This window comes from Pseudomonas sp. B19(2017), assembly GCF_002113165.1.
Lineage (GTDB): Bacteria > Pseudomonadota > Gammaproteobacteria > Pseudomonadales > Pseudomonadaceae > Aquipseudomonas.
On the sequence record NZ_NEJR01000011.1, the window covers coordinates 109,920 to 124,775 of the forward strand.

Annotated in this window: 15 protein-coding genes; 9 read left to right on the forward strand and 6 right to left on the reverse strand. The window is 65.1% G+C overall.

Annotated features, from left to right (window positions below):
- The first annotated feature begins 136 nt into the window (after nt 1–136).
- Nucleotides 137–1,741 (forward strand): L-aspartate oxidase, encoded by a 1,605-nt coding sequence (gene nadB / locus CAF70_RS16445; protein ID WP_085625869.1) that lies wholly within the window; start codon nt 137–139, stop codon nt 1,739–1,741.
- A gap of 108 nt (nt 1,742–1,849) precedes the next feature.
- On the opposite strand, the gene CAF70_RS16450 is transcribed toward nadB, so the two are convergent.
- A complete protein-coding gene (locus CAF70_RS16450; protein ID WP_085625868.1) occupies nt 1,850–2,308 on the reverse strand; it encodes a protein YgfX in 459 nt (152 codons plus the stop codon).
- Nucleotides 2,292–2,546: a succinate dehydrogenase assembly factor 2 gene (locus CAF70_RS16455; protein WP_003252043.1), complete on the reverse strand. Its 255-nt coding sequence runs from the start codon at nt 2,544–2,546 to the stop codon at nt 2,292–2,294. The genes CAF70_RS16450 and CAF70_RS16455 overlap by 17 nt, the downstream gene beginning before the upstream one ends.
- Before the next feature lie 133 nt (nt 2,547–2,679).
- Here CAF70_RS16455 and CAF70_RS16460 point away from each other — a divergent pair, with 133 nt between their 5' ends.
- Entirely contained in the window at nt 2,680–3,621 is a 942-nt protein-coding gene (locus CAF70_RS16460) for a folate-binding protein YgfZ (RefSeq protein ID WP_085625867.1), read from the forward strand.
- A 55-nt stretch (nt 3,622–3,676) separates the two neighbouring features.
- A complete protein-coding gene (locus CAF70_RS16465) occupies nt 3,677–4,483 on the forward strand; it encodes an HDOD domain-containing protein (protein ID WP_085625866.1) in 807 nt (268 codons plus the stop codon).
- A 114-nt stretch (nt 4,484–4,597) separates the two neighbouring features.
- Here CAF70_RS16465 and CAF70_RS16470 read toward each other — a convergent pair whose 3' ends face one another.
- The gene (locus CAF70_RS16470; protein WP_085625865.1) at nt 4,598–5,977 is read right to left on the reverse strand and encodes a sensor histidine kinase; all 1,380 of its coding nucleotides are present in this window, start codon (nt 5,975–5,977) and stop codon (nt 4,598–4,600) included.
- Nucleotides 5,970–6,641, reverse strand: coding sequence for a response regulator (locus tag CAF70_RS16475; protein WP_085625864.1), 672 nt, complete (start codon nt 6,639–6,641; stop codon nt 5,970–5,972). Before CAF70_RS16475 ends, CAF70_RS16470 begins: the two co-directional genes overlap by 8 nt.
- Before the next feature lie 199 nt (nt 6,642–6,840).
- Here CAF70_RS16475 and CAF70_RS16480 point away from each other — a divergent pair, with 199 nt between their 5' ends.
- The 5 genes from CAF70_RS16480 (at nt 6,841) to CAF70_RS16500 (ending at nt 12,294) form a co-directional block, all read left to right on the forward strand.
- Nucleotides 6,841–8,130 (forward strand): OprD family porin, encoded by a 1,290-nt coding sequence (locus CAF70_RS16480; RefSeq protein ID WP_085625863.1) that lies wholly within the window; start codon nt 6,841–6,843, stop codon nt 8,128–8,130.
- A gap of 46 nt (nt 8,131–8,176) precedes the next feature.
- A complete protein-coding gene (locus tag CAF70_RS16485) occupies nt 8,177–9,157 on the forward strand; it encodes a tripartite tricarboxylate transporter substrate binding protein (RefSeq protein ID WP_085625862.1) in 981 nt (326 codons plus the stop codon).
- A gap of 136 nt (nt 9,158–9,293) precedes the next feature.
- On the forward strand, nt 9,294–9,752 hold the full coding sequence (locus CAF70_RS16490) for a tripartite tricarboxylate transporter TctB family protein (protein ID WP_085625861.1): 459 nt from the start codon (nt 9,294–9,296) through the stop codon (nt 9,750–9,752).
- Between the two features lie 3 nt (nt 9,753–9,755).
- Nucleotides 9,756–11,270, forward strand: a complete 1,515-nt coding sequence (locus CAF70_RS16495) for a tripartite tricarboxylate transporter permease (protein WP_085625860.1) — start codon at nt 9,756–9,758, stop codon at nt 11,268–11,270.
- Nucleotides 11,263–12,294 (forward strand): AbrB family transcriptional regulator, encoded by a 1,032-nt coding sequence (locus tag CAF70_RS16500; protein ID WP_085625859.1) that lies wholly within the window; start codon nt 11,263–11,265, stop codon nt 12,292–12,294. Before CAF70_RS16495 ends, CAF70_RS16500 begins: the two co-directional genes overlap by 8 nt.
- Nucleotides 12,295–12,414: 120 nt before the next feature.
- Here the strand turns inward: CAF70_RS16500 and ung are convergent, their stop codons facing one another.
- On the reverse strand, nt 12,415–13,107 hold the full coding sequence (gene ung, locus CAF70_RS16505) for a uracil-DNA glycosylase (RefSeq protein ID WP_085625858.1): 693 nt from the start codon (nt 13,105–13,107) through the stop codon (nt 12,415–12,417).
- Between the two features lie 126 nt (nt 13,108–13,233).
- On the opposite strand from ung, the gene CAF70_RS16510 reads away from it, so the two are divergent.
- On the forward strand, nt 13,234–14,340 hold the full coding sequence (locus CAF70_RS16510) for an enoyl-CoA hydratase/isomerase family protein (RefSeq protein WP_085625857.1): 1,107 nt from the start codon (nt 13,234–13,236) through the stop codon (nt 14,338–14,340).
- Between the two features lie 35 nt (nt 14,341–14,375).
- Here CAF70_RS16510 and CAF70_RS16515 read toward each other — a convergent pair whose 3' ends face one another.
- Entirely contained in the window at nt 14,376–14,825 is a 450-nt protein-coding gene (locus CAF70_RS16515; RefSeq protein ID WP_085625856.1) for a hypothetical protein, read from the reverse strand.
- Nucleotides 14,826–14,856 lie beyond the last annotated feature (31 nt).

Below are 14,856 nucleotides of genomic sequence, written 5' to 3' on the forward strand. Positions count from 1 at the left end.
CCAGGCAAGTGGCATGGAAATTGGCCACCCGGGGCTGCTATAAAGGCAACCCGGCCAGCCTTAACGATAGTTTCACAATGCCATCGGCGCGTGACTATTGTGCCGCGCCCCTTCCAAAGAATACTAGTGTCCCGACATGAGCCAACAATTCCAACATGATGTCCTGGTGATCGGCAGCGGCGCCGCCGGTCTCAGCCTGGCACTGAACCTCCCCAGCCACCTGCGCGTCGCCGTGCTCAGCAAGGGCGACCTGGCCAACGGCTCGACCTTCTGGGCCCAGGGCGGTGTCGCGGCGGTGCTGGACAATACCGATACCGTGCAGTCGCATGTCGAGGATACCCTCAATGCCGGCGGCGGCCTGTGCCATGAAGAGGCAGTGCGCTTCACCGTCGAGCACAGCCGCGAAGCCATCGAATGGCTGATCGAGCAAGGCGTGCCCTTTACCCGTGACGAGCACTACAGCGTCGACGACGGCGGTTTCGAGTTCCACCTGACCCGCGAGGGCGGCCATAGCCACAGGCGTATCATCCACGCTGCCGACGCCACCGGTGCCGCGATCTTCACCACGCTGCTGCAGCAGGCTCGGCGGCGCCCGAATATCCAGCTGCTTGAACAGCGCGTGGCGGTCGACCTGATCACCGAACGCCGCCTCGGCCTGCCCGGCGAGCGCTGCCTGGGCGCCTATGTGCTCGACCGCAACACCGGTGAGGTAGACACCTTCGGCGCGCGTTTCACCGTGCTGGCCACTGGCGGTGCGGCCAAGGTCTACCTGTATACCAGCAACCCCGATGGCGCCTGCGGTGACGGCATCGCCATGGCCTGGCGAGCCGGTTGCCGGGTGGCGAACCTGGAGTTCAACCAGTTTCACCCGACCTGCCTGTACCATCCACAGGCCAAGAGCTTCCTGATCACCGAAGCCCTGCGCGGCGAAGGCGCACTGCTGCGCTTGCCCAATGGCGAGCGGTTCATGCCACGCTTCGACCCGCGGGAAGAACTGGCCCCTCGCGACATCGTAGCCCGCGCCATCGACCACGAGATGAAGCGCCTGGGCGTGGACTGCGTGTACCTGGACATCACCCACAAGCCGGCCGACTTCATCAAGAGCCACTTCCCCACCGTGTACGAGCGCTGCCTGGCCTTTGGCATCGACATCACCCGCCAGCCGATTCCGGTGGTACCGGCGGCGCACTACACCTGCGGCGGGGTAATGGTCGACGACCGCGGCCACACCGATGTGCCGGGCCTGTACGCCATTGGCGAAACCAGCTTCACCGGCCTGCACGGCGCCAACCGCATGGCCAGCAACTCGCTGCTGGAATGCTTCGTCTATGGCCGTGCCGCAGCGGCCGACATCCAGGCGCACCTGGACGAAGTGACCATGCCCAAGGCCCTGCCCGGCTGGGACGCCAGCCAGGTCACCGACTCGGACGAGGATGTGATCATCGCGCACAACTGGGACGAACTGCGGCGCTTCATGTGGGACTACGTCGGCATCGTGCGCACCAGCAAGCGCCTGCAGCGGGCCCAGCACCGCATTCGTCTGTTGTTGGACGAAATCGATGAGTTCTACAGCAACTACAAGGTAAGCCGCGACCTGATCGAGCTGCGCAACCTGGCGCAGGTGGCCGAGCTGATGATCCGCTCGGCCATGCAGCGCAAGGAAAGCCGTGGGCTGCATTACACGCTGGACTACCCGGGGATGCTGGACGAGGCCAGGGACACCATCCTCAGCCCGATTTGAATCGGCGTCGCGGGCACGCCCGCTCCCACAGAGATCCCGCTGCCTTGCAGCCTTGCGCAGTACCTGTGGGAGCGGGCAAGCCCGCGAAGAAGCCAACTCGGTATGGCTTTATGCCCGGCTCACCCCTGCCCACCTGCGCCGGCTGAACTTCAACCGCACCCGCAAGCGCCGGTGCTCATCCGCCCCCAGCGCATCCCCCGGCACACATTGGCTTTCCCCCACCCATCGCCCCGCCCGCTCGAAACGCAACACCACCAGCGCCGGCAACGCCACGCTGTCGCGGCACAAGCGCACCGGCTGCCAGCCGAGGGCACGGCTGAACACGTGCCAGCCGCGCGCATCACGGCGCAGGCCAGTCACGGCATGCTCATGGGTCAGCAGAATACGTCGGGGGATGGCCCAGCCAGCGTGGGCGATACAGACGGCGGCAACGGCAAGGGCCTGCCAGCCGGACAGCGGGCTCGCCCCTATGGCGAGCCACGCCAGCACCTGGCACACCAGGTAGGCCGCCAGCAGCAGGCGCGAGCCTTGCCAGCGGCACTCGAAGCACTCACTTGGGCTGGACACGGTCCAGGATGATGCGGACCATGCGCTGCAGCTCCGGGTCTTCGGACTCGGTGCGCTCCATGAACCAGCCGAACATGTCCTGATCCTCGCAGCTCAACAGACGCACGTAGAGTTCGCGGTCGGTCTCGTTGAGCGTGGGGTAGACTTCCTGGGTGAAAGGCACCAGCAGTACGTCCAGTTCCAGCATACCGCGGCGGCTGTGCCAGAAAAGCCGGTTGAGTTCAGTTTGTTCGACCATGGGGCCCTCCTCGAATGGCCCGCCAGTATACAGCCAGGCGAACGAAGCGACACCGGGCATTGGTCTAGTCAACTACCTATTTTGTTACCGGCGTTCTATGATGGCCGCCAGTCTTTAGCCACCGCGATGACCCATGGCCGATTCCGCTTTCTTCTGCCCCCTGTCCCACGAGGGCATCCTCGCCGTCCGCGGCTCCGATGCAGGCAAGTTCCTGCAGGGCCAGCTGACCTGCAACATCAACTACCTCAGCCAGCAATACGCCAGTCTCGGCGCCCGCTGCATGGTCAAGGGGCGCATGCAGTCGAGTTTCCGCATCCTGCCCGAAGGCAACGGCTACCTGCTGGCCATGGCCAGCGAACTGCTTGACGCCCAGTTGGCCGACCTGAAGAAGTACGCCGTATTCTCCAAGGCCACGCTGACCGATGAGAGCGCGGCATGGGCACGCTTCGGCCTGCAAGGCGGCGATGCGGCGCTGCAGGCGCTGGGGATCGATGTGCCCGCGGCAGCCGGCAGCACCGTGCGCCACGACGGCTTGATCGCCATCGCCGCGTCCGCCGGCCGCGTGGAACTGTGGGTAGCCGCGGGCAACGCCGACAGCGTTCGCCAGGCACTGGCTGCCGCGTTGCCCGAAGGCAGCCTCAACGACTGGCTGCTGGGGCAGATTCGCGCCGGGATCGGCCAGGTCATGGGGCCGACCCGCGAGCTGTTCATCCCGCAGATGATCAACCTGCAGGCCGTCGACGGCGTCAGCTTCAAGAAAGGCTGCTACACCGGCCAGGAAATCGTTGCCCGCATGCAGTACCTGGGCAAGCTCAAGCGCCGCCAGTACCGCCTGGCACTGGACCAGCAGGCCATCCCGGCCCCGGGCGCCGAGATTTTCTCGCCCATCCACGGTTCGTCGGTCGGTGAAGTGGTCATGGCTGCCAGCAACGGCACAGGCTGCGAACTGCTTGCGGTGCTCAGCGCCGAAGCGGTGGAAGACGACAACCTGCACCTGGGCAGCCTCGAAGGCCCGCGCCTGCAGGTGCTGACCCTGCCTTACGAACTGGACCGCGACCGGGAAATCCAGCGCTGACCAGCCTGCCCCGCCTACGAGGCGGGGCCGCACCACCACTGCGGTAGACACGCCCATGAACAAGCTGGCCGAGATGGTTCAAGCACAGTTGCTCGATGCCATCGAAAAGGATGACCTGGTCCTGCCGACCCTGCCCGAGGTTGCCTTGAGCATCCGCGAGGCAGCGGAAGACAGCGAGATCAGCGTAGCGGCCCTGAGCAAGGTGATCGGTCGCGATGCGGCCCTTTCAGCACGCCTGATCAAGGTCGTCAACAGCCCGCTGCTGCGCGCGGCGGTCGAGGTCACCGACCTGCATACCGCCATCACGCGGCTGGGCATCAACTACAGCTGCAACCTGGCCATTGGCCTGGTGATCGAGCAGATATTCCACGCCCGCGCGCCGGCGGTCGAGCAAAAGCTACGCGACATATGGGCCAACAGCCTGGATGTGGCGGGTATCAGCTACGAACTCTGCCGCCGCTACACGCAACTCAAGCCCGACCAGGCTACTCTCGGCGGGCTGGTCAACCAGATTGGCGCGCTACCGGTGCTGATCTATGCCGAAGAGCACAATGAACTGCTGTCCGACCCGGTGTGCCTGCACTATGTGATCGAGCAGATCCAGCCGGTGCTGGGCGACAAGATCCTCAAGGCCTGGGAGTTTCCGGAGCAACTGGTCAACCTGCCCAGCCAGGTGCAGGACCTGGACCGGCAGACCGACAAGATCGACTACATCGACATCGTGCAGATCGCCCGCTGCATCAGCCAGCGCGGGCGCCACCGGCCGCTGGCGGCACTGCCGGCGTACCGCCACCTGGGCTTGCCGTTTGGTACCGAGCTGGAAGTGGATGAACTGATCGAGGCGCGGAGCATGTTGCGCTGATCTGCGCCAGCCTGTGCCGGCCCTTTCGCGGGCACGCCCGCTCCCACAGTGGCAGCGCAAGCCTGAACCTGTGGGAGCGGGCTTGCCCGCGAAAGGGCCCGTACCGGCGCTGCATCAATCTGCGATAAAACTCACCCGCACCCGCAACCCACCCTTCGCACCGTCATGCAGGCTTACCTGCGCCAGGTGAGCCCGGCAGATCTCGCCAACAATCGCCAGGCCAAGCCCACTGCCCTGCGCACTGCGCCGGTAGAAGCGCTCGAACACCCGCTCACGCTCGGCCTCGGGAATCCCCGGCCCGTCGTCCTCCACCTCGAGCACCGCCGGTGCCAGCACCCGCAAGATCACGTTGCCGCCTTCGGGGGTATGGGCCAGGGCATTGTCCACCAGGTTGCTCAGCAGCTCATTGAGCAACATCGGCTCGCCCTTCAACCACACCGGCGCTTCGGCTTCCAGGGCCAGCGCTACCCCGCGCTTGTGCGCCAGCGGTGCCATGGCCATACCCAGCTCGCGAGCCAGCTGGCTCAGGTCCAGGCGCTGCGCGCCGCCCTCGGCTATCGCCCGTGCGCCGTTCTCGATCCGCGCCAGCGACAGCAGCTGGTTAGCCAGGTGGGTCAGCCGATCGGTGCCCTGGGCCGCAGACTCCAGCGTCTGCCGCCACTCCTGCGGCTCGGCCGAACGCAAGCCCAGCTCGACCCGCGCCTTCAGCGCGGCCAGTGGCGTGCGCAACTCGTGAGCGGCGTCGGCGATGAACTGCGCCTGGCGCTCGAACTGGCCGCGCAAACGCTCGGTGAAATGGTTCAAAGCCCGCACCAGCGGGCCCAGCTCACGCTGCACCTGTACCACCGGCAAGGCCCGCAGGTCGTCCGGCTGGCGCTCTTCAACCGCCGTGCGCAGGCGCTCCAGCGGCCGCAACGCGGCACTCACGGCAAACCACACCATCACCAACGCGCCCAGCGCCAGCATGCCCAGGCGCAGCAGGGTATCGGCCATCAAGCCACGAGCCATGCGCACCCGTGCTTCCTCGGTCTCGGCCACGCGGATTTCCGCCATGCCGTTCATGTTCGGCTCGCTCACCGGCTTCAGCAGGCTGACCACGCGCACGTCCTGGCCCAGGTAGGTGGCGTTGTAGAACCGCGCCAACGCCGGGTAATCGTCGGTACGCGGCGTCTCCGGCGGCGGCGGCGGCAGGTTCTCGTAACCGGATATCAGTCGCTGCTGGATGTCCAGCACCTGGTAGTAGATGCGCCCGGCGCTGTCGTAGGCAAAGGTGTCCAGGGCCACGTAGGGCACATCCGCACTCAGCGAACCGTCACGCTGCGACAGCCCGGCGGCGATGGTCCGCGCCGACGCCAGCAAAGTGCGATCGTAGGCTGTATCGGCGGCCTCACGACCGTTCCAGTAGGCGCTGAGGCCGCTGGCCAGCATCAGCACCACCAGCAGCAAGGCCAGGTTGCCGAGCAAGCGCCCGCGCAGGCTGCCGTTGTCACGCATCGCGGTGCTCAAGCAGGTAACCCAGGCCGCGGAAGGTGACAATGGCCACCGGCTGGCCATCGAGCTTCTTGCGCAGGCGGTGGATGTAGATTTCGATGGCGTCAGGGCTGGCCTCTTCATCCAGGCCGAACACCTGGGCGGCCAGTTGCTCCTTGCTCATCACCCGGCCCGGCCGGGCGATCAGCGCTTCCAGTACGCTTTGCTCGCGTGAGGTCAGGGTCAGATGGTCACCACCCAGCGTGAAGCGCCGGGTGTCGAGGTCGTACACCAGCGGCCCGCAGCGTTGCTGGCGCTCGCCACCGAGCACACTACGGCGCAACAGGGCCTTGACCCGTGCTTCCAGCTCGGTCAGTTCGAACGGCTTGGCCAGGTAGTCGTCAGCCCCCAGGTTCAGGCCGTGGACCCGGTCCTTGACGTCGCTGCGCGCGGTCAGCATCAGCACCGGCAGGGTCTTGCCACGGCCACGCAGACGCGCCAGCACCTCGAAACCGTCCATGCGCGGCAAGCCGACATCCAGCACGGCCACGGCGTATTCCTCGCTGGCCAGGGCCAGGTCGGCGGCCACGCCGTCATGCAGCACATCCACGGTCAGGCCATGGCTTTTCAAGGCCTGGGCCACGCTTTCGGCCAGTTGCAGGTGGTCTTCGACCAGCAACACACGCATCGGATTCTCCCTGCTCGGGTGGGACGGTGGCGCGGAGTGTACCGCTGTCGGCAGGCCTGTGAAGCCCTGTCGACAAACCTTTCACGCTGAAAGGTTAGCGAAAGGTTGGTTGCCTAGCATCGCACCACGGTCGCCCTTCGCGCCGAGAAAAGCACCAGCAAGGTGCAACGAATAAGAACAATAAACGGAGCCAACAGTGATGCTGTCATTGCAGCCGAAGGCGTTCGCGCCTACCCGTTACTTTGCCGCACGCCCCTCCGCCATCGCCAGCGCCGTTGCGCTTGCCGGTGTCGCCCCGATCAGCCAGGCCGCCTTCTTCGAAGACAGCACGGCTACCTTCGAAACCCGCAACATGTACTTCAACCGTGACTTCCGCGACGGCACCAGTGCGCAGCAATCCAAGCGCGACGAGTGGGCCCAGGGCTTCATTCTCAACTTCGAGTCTGGCTACACCGATGGCACCGTGGGCTTCGGCCTGGATGCGCTGGGCATGCTCGGCATCAAGCTCGATTCCAGCCCCGACCGCACCGACACCGGCCTGCTGCCGACCCACGATGACGGCAAGGCTGCCGATGAATACTCCAAGCTAGGCCTGACCGGCAAGGTGAAGATTTCGCAAACCGAACTGAAGATCGGCACGCTGATCCCCGAATTGCCGACCCTGCAGCCAAACGATGGGCGCATCCTGCCGCAAACCTTCGAAGGCGGCCTGCTCACCTCGAAGGAGGTCAAGGGCCTGACCTTCACCGGCGGCCGACTGGACAAGGCCAAGGACCGCAACGACACCAACTGGGAAGACCTGGCCCTGAACAACAAGAACGGCCGCTTCGGAGGCTCGTTCAGCGCCGACAACCTGGACCTCGCCGGCCTCGACTACCAGTTCACCGATCGCATCACCGGCAGCTATCACTTCGCCCAGCTCGACGATATCTACCGCCAGCACTTCATCGGCATGGTCGCCACCCAGCCATGGGGCCCCGGCACCTTGGGCGCCGACCTGCGCCTGGCCGTGAGTGACGACGCCGGCGCCGCCAAGGCCGGCAACATCGACAACACCACCTTCAATGGCATGCTCAGCTACGCCCTGGGCGGGCACAAGGTCAGCGCCGCCTGGCAGCAATTGTCCGGCGACAGCGCGTTCCCGTACGTCGATGGTGCAGACCCGTACCTGGTCAACTTCGTTCAGATCAACGACTTCGCCGGCGCCGACGAGCGCTCCTGGCAGGCGCGCTACGACTACAACTTCGCCGCGCTCGGCGTGCCCGGCCTGACCTTCATGACCCGCTACATCAGCGGCGACAACGTCAGCCGCGCCGCCGGTGGCGAGGGCAAGGAGTGGGAACGCGATACCGAAATGAAGTACGTGGTACAAAGCGGCCCGTTGAAGAACGTCGCCGTGCGCATGCGCAACGCCACCTTCCGCTCCAACTTCGCCCGCGACGCGGACGAGGTGCGGCTGCTGGTGAGCTACAGCGTGGCGCTGTGGTAACCCCATAGCGATAACTTGATAACAACAACGCTCACGGAGAAAGACGATGACCTACTCACTGCGCCGCCTCGTCCTCGCTACCGGCTGCCTGCTGCTGGCCGGCAACGCCCTCGCTGCCGAACCGAAACGCCCCGAATGCATCGCCCCGGCATCGCCCGGCGGTGGTTTCGACCTGACCTGCAAGCTGGTGCAGAGCGCCCTGGTGCAGGAAAAGATCCTCAGCAAGCCAATGCGCGTCACCTACATGCCTGGCGGTGTCGGCGCGGTGGCCTACAACGCCGTGGTCGCCCAGCGCCCGGCCGATGCCGGCACCCTGGTGGCCTGGTCCAGTGGCTCGCTACTGAACCTGGCCCAGGGCAAGTTCGGCCGCTTCGACGAAAATGCGGTGAAATGGCTGGCTGCGGTCGGTACCAGCTACGGCGCCATCGCGGTGAAAAGCGATTCGCCCTACAAGACCCTCGACGACCTGGTCGCGGCGTTGAAGAAAGACCCGAGCAAGGTGGTGATTGGCTCCGGCGGTACCGTCGGCAGTCAGGACTGGATGCAGACCGCCCTGATCGCCAAGGCCGCCGGCATCAACCCGCGTGACCTGCGCTACGTGGCCCTGGAAGGCGGCGGCGAAATCGCCACGGCGTTGCTGGGCGGGCATATCCAGGTCGGCTCGACCGACATCTCCGACTCCATGCCGCACATTCAGAGCGGCAACATGCGCATCCTCGCGGTGTTCTCGGAAAACCGCCTGGACGAGCCCGAGATGAAAGACATCCCCACCGCCAAGGAGCAGGGCTACGACATCGTCTGGCCAGTGGTGCGCGGCTTCTACCTGGGGCCAAAGGTGAGCGACGAAGACTACGCCTGGTGGAAGCAGTCGTTCGACAAGATGCTGGCCTCGGAAGACTTCGCCAAGCTGCGTGACCAGCGCGAGCTGTTCCCGTTCGCCATGACCGGCGAAGAGCTGGACGGCTATGTGAAGAAGCAAGTGGCTGACTACAAGGCACTGGCCAGGGAATTTGGCCTGATCCAGTAAGCCTGTCGGATTCACCACAATCCCTGTGGGAGCGGGCATGCCCGCGAACACCGGCAAAGCCGGTGCCATGCACCGCGGTGTTTGTTTCGCGGGCACGCCCGCTCCCACAAGGTCGGCGTTCAATGAGGACTATCCAATGATCCTGCAACGCATCTTCGCCCTGGCCCTGCTGGCGGTGTGCGCCGCCCTGGCCGTGATGGCCTGGCCTTACCAGGCGGCGTTTTCCTATGAACCGGTGGGCCCGCGCGCCTACCCGCTGTTGATGCTCGGCCTGATGGGCCTGGGCCTGCTGTACCTGGTGTTCCGCCCCACGCCCATCGTGCGCAAGGACGACGAGCCGGAACTGGACCGCGAAACCCTGATCAAGATCGCCGCCTGCGTCGGCCTGCTGATCGTATTCGCCAGCACCTTCGAAGCCCTGGGCTTCATCCTCAGCGCCATCCTGGTCGGCGTGCCCATGGCCCGCCTGTACGGCGGCCGCTGGCTGCACAGCGCCCTCGTGGTGGCGGGCATGAGCCTGTTCCTCTACTGGCTGTTCGACCGCGTGATGGACGTGCCCCTGCCCCTTGGCCTGCTCAGCGTACTGGAGAACTGACACATGGATACCTTGAGCTACCTGGGCCAGGGCTTCGGCGTCGCCCTGTCCCCCTACAACCTGGTCACCGCCCTCACCGGCACGCTGATCGGTACCGTGGTCGGCCTGCTGCCGGGCCTGGGCCCGATCAACGGCGTGGCCCTGCTGATCCCAATTGCCTTCGCCCTTGGCCTGCCGCCGGAATCGGCGCTGATCCTGCTGGCGGCGGTGTACCTGGGTTGCGAGTACGGTGGGCGCATCAGTTCGATCCTGCTGAACATCCCGGGCGAAGCCTCGACCGTCATGACCACCCTCGATGGCTACCCGATGGCGCGCAACGGCCTGGCTGGCGTGGCGCTGTCGTTGTCGGCCTGGAGTTCGTTCATCGGCGCGCTGATCGCTACCTGTGGCATGGTGCTGTTCGCCCCGCTGCTGGCGAAATGGGCGATCGCCTTCGGCCCGGCGGAGTACTTCGTGCTGATGGTATTCGCCATCGTCGCCCTCGGTGGCATGGCCGGCGACAAGCCCCTGAAAACCTTCATTGCCGCACTGATCGGCCTGTTCCTGTCGGCAGTCGGCATCGATGCCAACAGTGGCGTGTACCGTTTCACCGGCGACAGCGTGCACCTGGCCGATGGCATCCAGTTCGTAGTGCTGGTGCTGGGCCTGTTCTCTATCAGCGAAATCCTCCTGCTGCTGGAAAAGACCCACCATGGCCACCAGGCGGTCAAAGCCACCGGGCGCATGCTGTTCAACTTCAAGGAAGCGGCCTCGGTGTTCATGGTCAACATCCGCTGCGGCCTGCTGGGCTTCATCATGGGGGTGCTGCCAGGTGCCGGTGCAACGCTGGCCAGTGCCGTGGCCTACATGACCGAGAAACGCCTGGCAGGTGAAAAGGGCAAGTTCGGCAAGGGCGACGCCCGTGGCCTGGCCGCCCCGGAAACCGCCATCGGTGCCTCCTGCTGTGGCGCCCTGGTGCCGATGCTGACCCTGGGTGTACCCGGTTCGGGCACCACTGCAGTGATGATCGGTGCTCTGACCCTGTACAACATCACCCCCGGCCCACTGTTGTTCGAACAGCAGCCAGACATCGTCTGGGGCCTGATCGCCTCGCTGTTCGTCGCCAACATCATGCTGGTGATCCTCAACATCCCGATGATCCGCATCTTCACCCGCATCCTCGCCGTGCCGAACTGGGCGCTGGTACCGGTGATCGCCATCATCACGGCGATCGGCGTGTACGCCGTGCATGCCACCACCTTCGACCTGTTCCTGATGGTCGGCATCGGCATCATGGGTTATATCCTGCGCAAGCTGGACTTCCCGCTGTCACCGATCCTGCTCGGCTTCATCCTCGGTGGCTTGATGGAACAGAACCTGCGCCGGGCGCTGTCGATCTCCAACGGCGAACTGGGCATCCTCTGGTCGAGCCCGATCAGCATGTCGGTGTGGGTACTGACCCTTTGCATGCTGACCCTGCCGCTGCTGCGCAGCTGGCGCAAACGCAGCCAGCAGCGCCGGGCGATGGCCGATGCCTGATCGCTGGTTGCCGTTGTTTGTCGCGACCGGGCTGGTCGGCCTTGCTGGCGGTATTGCCGCCAGCAAGGTCGGCTGGCCTTTGCCGTGGATGGTCGGCTCGTTGCTGGCGATCATCCTGGTGCGCTGCCTGACGCCCTGGCAGCTGCCGGAAATTCCCAATGGCCGCAAATGCGGGCAGTGGATCATCGGTATAGGCATCGGCTTGCACTTCACCCCGGCGGTGATCGAACAGGTGGCCAGCCATTTTGCGCTGATCTTCTTCGGCGCGCTTTTCACCACCCTGTCCAGCGTGATCAGCGTATGGCTGCTGCGGCGCACCGGCGAGGACCGTGCCACGGCATTCTTCGCCAGCATGCCGGGCGGCTCGGGGGAAATGGTCAACCTCGGCGCGCGCAATGGCGCGGTGCTCAGCCAGGTGGCGGCGGCGCAGAGCCTGCGCGTACTGGCGGTGGTGCTGTGCGTGCCGGCACTGTTCAAGTTCCTGCTGGGTGACGGGGTACCGCTGAATCACACCGGCAGTGTGAGCTGGGGATGGCTGGCATTGATTGCCCCACTGGGCGTTGCCGTTGCCCTGCTGTGGCAGCGCCTGCACCAGCCCAACCCATGGTTGTTCGGGCCATTGCTGGTTGCAGCTACGGTGAGCCTGGCGGGCAACCTGCAGATAACCCTGCCCAATGGCGCCAGCCAGATTGGTCAGTGGCTGATCGGCAGTGGCCTGGCCTGCCACTTCAACCGGGCATTCTTCCGCCGCGCACCCTCGTTCCTTGCGCGCACCCTGGTGGCCACGGCGTTGTGCATGGCGATTGCCGGCAGTGCCGCTTGGGTGCTGAGCGTGATGACTGCGCTGGACTTGCGTTCGCTGACGCTAGGGATGATGCCGGGCGGGATTGCCGAGATGAGTCTGACGGCAGAGACCCTGCAGTTGTCGGTGCCGCTGGTGACGGCGCTGCAGGTGATGCGCTTGTTGTTCGTGCTGTTTCTGGCGGAGCCGTTGTTCCGGGTGTGGAATGCAACCCCGGAATGACTGTGACGGCCCCTTCGCGGGTAAACCCGCTCCCACAGGGACCACACAGGCCCTGAGGGTAGCGCTGTACCTGTGGGAGCGGGTTCACCCGCGAAGAAGGCGACGCGGTCTTTCAGGTGATCACAACGGTGGCAACGCCCAGTTGATCGGCGCCAGCCCGCGCTGCTGGAGGAAACTGTTGGCCCGGCTGAAATGCCCGCACCCCAGGAACCCACGATAGGCCGACAACGGCGACGGATGCACCGATTTCAACACCAGGTGCCTGGTCCCGTCGATCAGCTTCTGCTTGCTTTGCGCATGCGAGCCCCACAGCAGGAACACCACGTTCGGGCACTGCTCGCTGACCACCTGGATAACCCGGTCGGTGAAGAACTCCCAGCCCTTCTTGGCGTGCGACGCGGCATTGGCGCGCTCCACGGTCATGGTCGTGTTGAGTAACAGCACGCCCTGCTCGGCCCAGCTCTGCAGGTAGCCATGATTGGCAATCGGGATGTTCAGGTCGCGCTGCAGCTCCTTGTAGATGTTGACCAGCGACGGTGGCGTGGCCACGCCCGGCTGCACCGAGAAGCACAGGCCATGCGCCTGGCCCGGCCCGTGGTAAGGGTCCTGGCCAAGGATGACCACCTTCACCTGGTCCAGCGGTGTGGAGTTGAGCGCGTTGAAAATCAACGGCCCCGGCGGGTAGATCTCTTTGCCGGCGGCGTACTCGCTGCGCAGGAACTCGCGCAACTGATGCATGTACGGCTGGTCGAATTCGGCGCGCAAGGCGGCCTTCCAGCCGGGTTCGAGTTTGATGCGATCGTCGTCAGTCATGGGGCCTTCCATAAACAATGGCGCGACACTAGGTAAGCCTTTCCCGCTTGTCAAACGATCCGACCGACGACCGGCATGTTCGGCCAGGCAAGCCATACTTGTGCGATGACCTGCACGAGGTAGTCCATGGCCATTCATTGCGAGGTACTCACCGGCGCCGATGGCGCCCGCATCGGCATCGCCACCCTGGATGCACCCAAGGCGCTCAATGCCCTGAATCTGCCAATGATCGAGGTCTTGGGCGAACAGTTGCACGCCTGGGCTCGCGACCCGGGGATCGTCTGTGTACTGCTGCGCGGCAACGGTGCCAAGGCCTTTTGCGCCGGCGGCGATGTGCGTGCGCTGGTGCAAGCCTGCCGCGACCACCCCGGCAGCGTGCCGCCGCTGGCCGCCAGCTTCTTCGCCGCCGAATACCGCCTGGACTTTGCCCTGCATACCTATCCCAAGCCGCTGCTGTGCTGGGGCCATGGGCATGTGTTGGGCGGTGGCATGGGCCTGCTGCAGGGCGCCAATGTGCGCATCGTCACCCCCAGCAGTCGGCTGGCCATGCCGGAAATCAGCATCGGCCTGTACCCGGACGTGGGCGCCAGCTGGTTCCTTGCCCGCCTGCCGGGCAAGCTGGGGTTGTTCCTTGGCCTGACGGGCGCGCCGATCAATGCCCACGACGCCCTTCACCTTGGCTTGGCCGACCGCTTCCTGGGCGAACACCAGCAAGAGGCGCTGATCGAAGAACTGCTGCAATTGAACTGGCAGGAACAGACCGCCCTGCAATTGAACAGCCTGCTCAAGGCCGAACAGCACCGCGCCTGCGCCGAGTTGCCCGAAGCCCAGTGGCTGCCGCGACGGCAGGTGATCGATCAGTTGCTGGACGTGGCCGACGCCGCCGCTGCCTGGCGTGCGCTGGAGGGGCTCAAGCAGCATGCCGACCCGCTGCTGGCAGATGCCGGCCAACGGTTGCATGAAGGTTGCCCGCTGACCGCCCACCTGGTGTGGGAACAGATCCGCCGGGCACGGCACCTGTCGTTGGCGCAGGTGTTCCAGATGGAATACACAATGAGCCTGAACTGCTGCCGCCACCCGGAATTCAGCGAAGGCGTGCGTGCGCGCTTGCTGGACAAGGACAACCAGCCGCACTGGCACTGGCCCGATGTGGCGCAAGTGCCGGCGGCGGTGGTCGAGGCGCATTTTGCCAAGGTATGGGAGGGGCGACACCCACTGGCGGATCTGGGTTAACTTCGAGTACCTGGGGCTGCTTTGCAGCCCATCGCCTACCGCTGCCAGTTCCCCCCTTGCCCGTGCCCACGCCGCCCGTCCCCACGCCGGTCACCATCCCCCCGCCCACTGGAATGCCAACGGTCATTCTGGTAACGCTGGCTACCACCTCGATAATCATGACGGTCCCGGTCGCGTCCATAGTCATACCGCTGGCGGTTGCCATAGTCATAGCGCGGGTTGCCATGCCACTGCTTCATCCCCGGCTGCGGATAAGACCGGTAATGAGGCGCTGGCGCCGAGCGGTAGTAATAGCGCGGTGCCGGCTGGTAGTAATAGCGCGGTTGCGGCGTTACGTAATAGCGGTCATAGCGGTAATAATCCGGTGACACATAACGGTCGGAGTAGTAGTGGTCCGATCGGTAATAGCCCCCGCTCTCGTAGTACGGAACGCAGGCGGAAGTCATCAGCCCCAGCAGGGCGATCAACAGGATTCGATAGGACATGGCGGCCTCCTGGACCGCTGGAGTGCCCGAA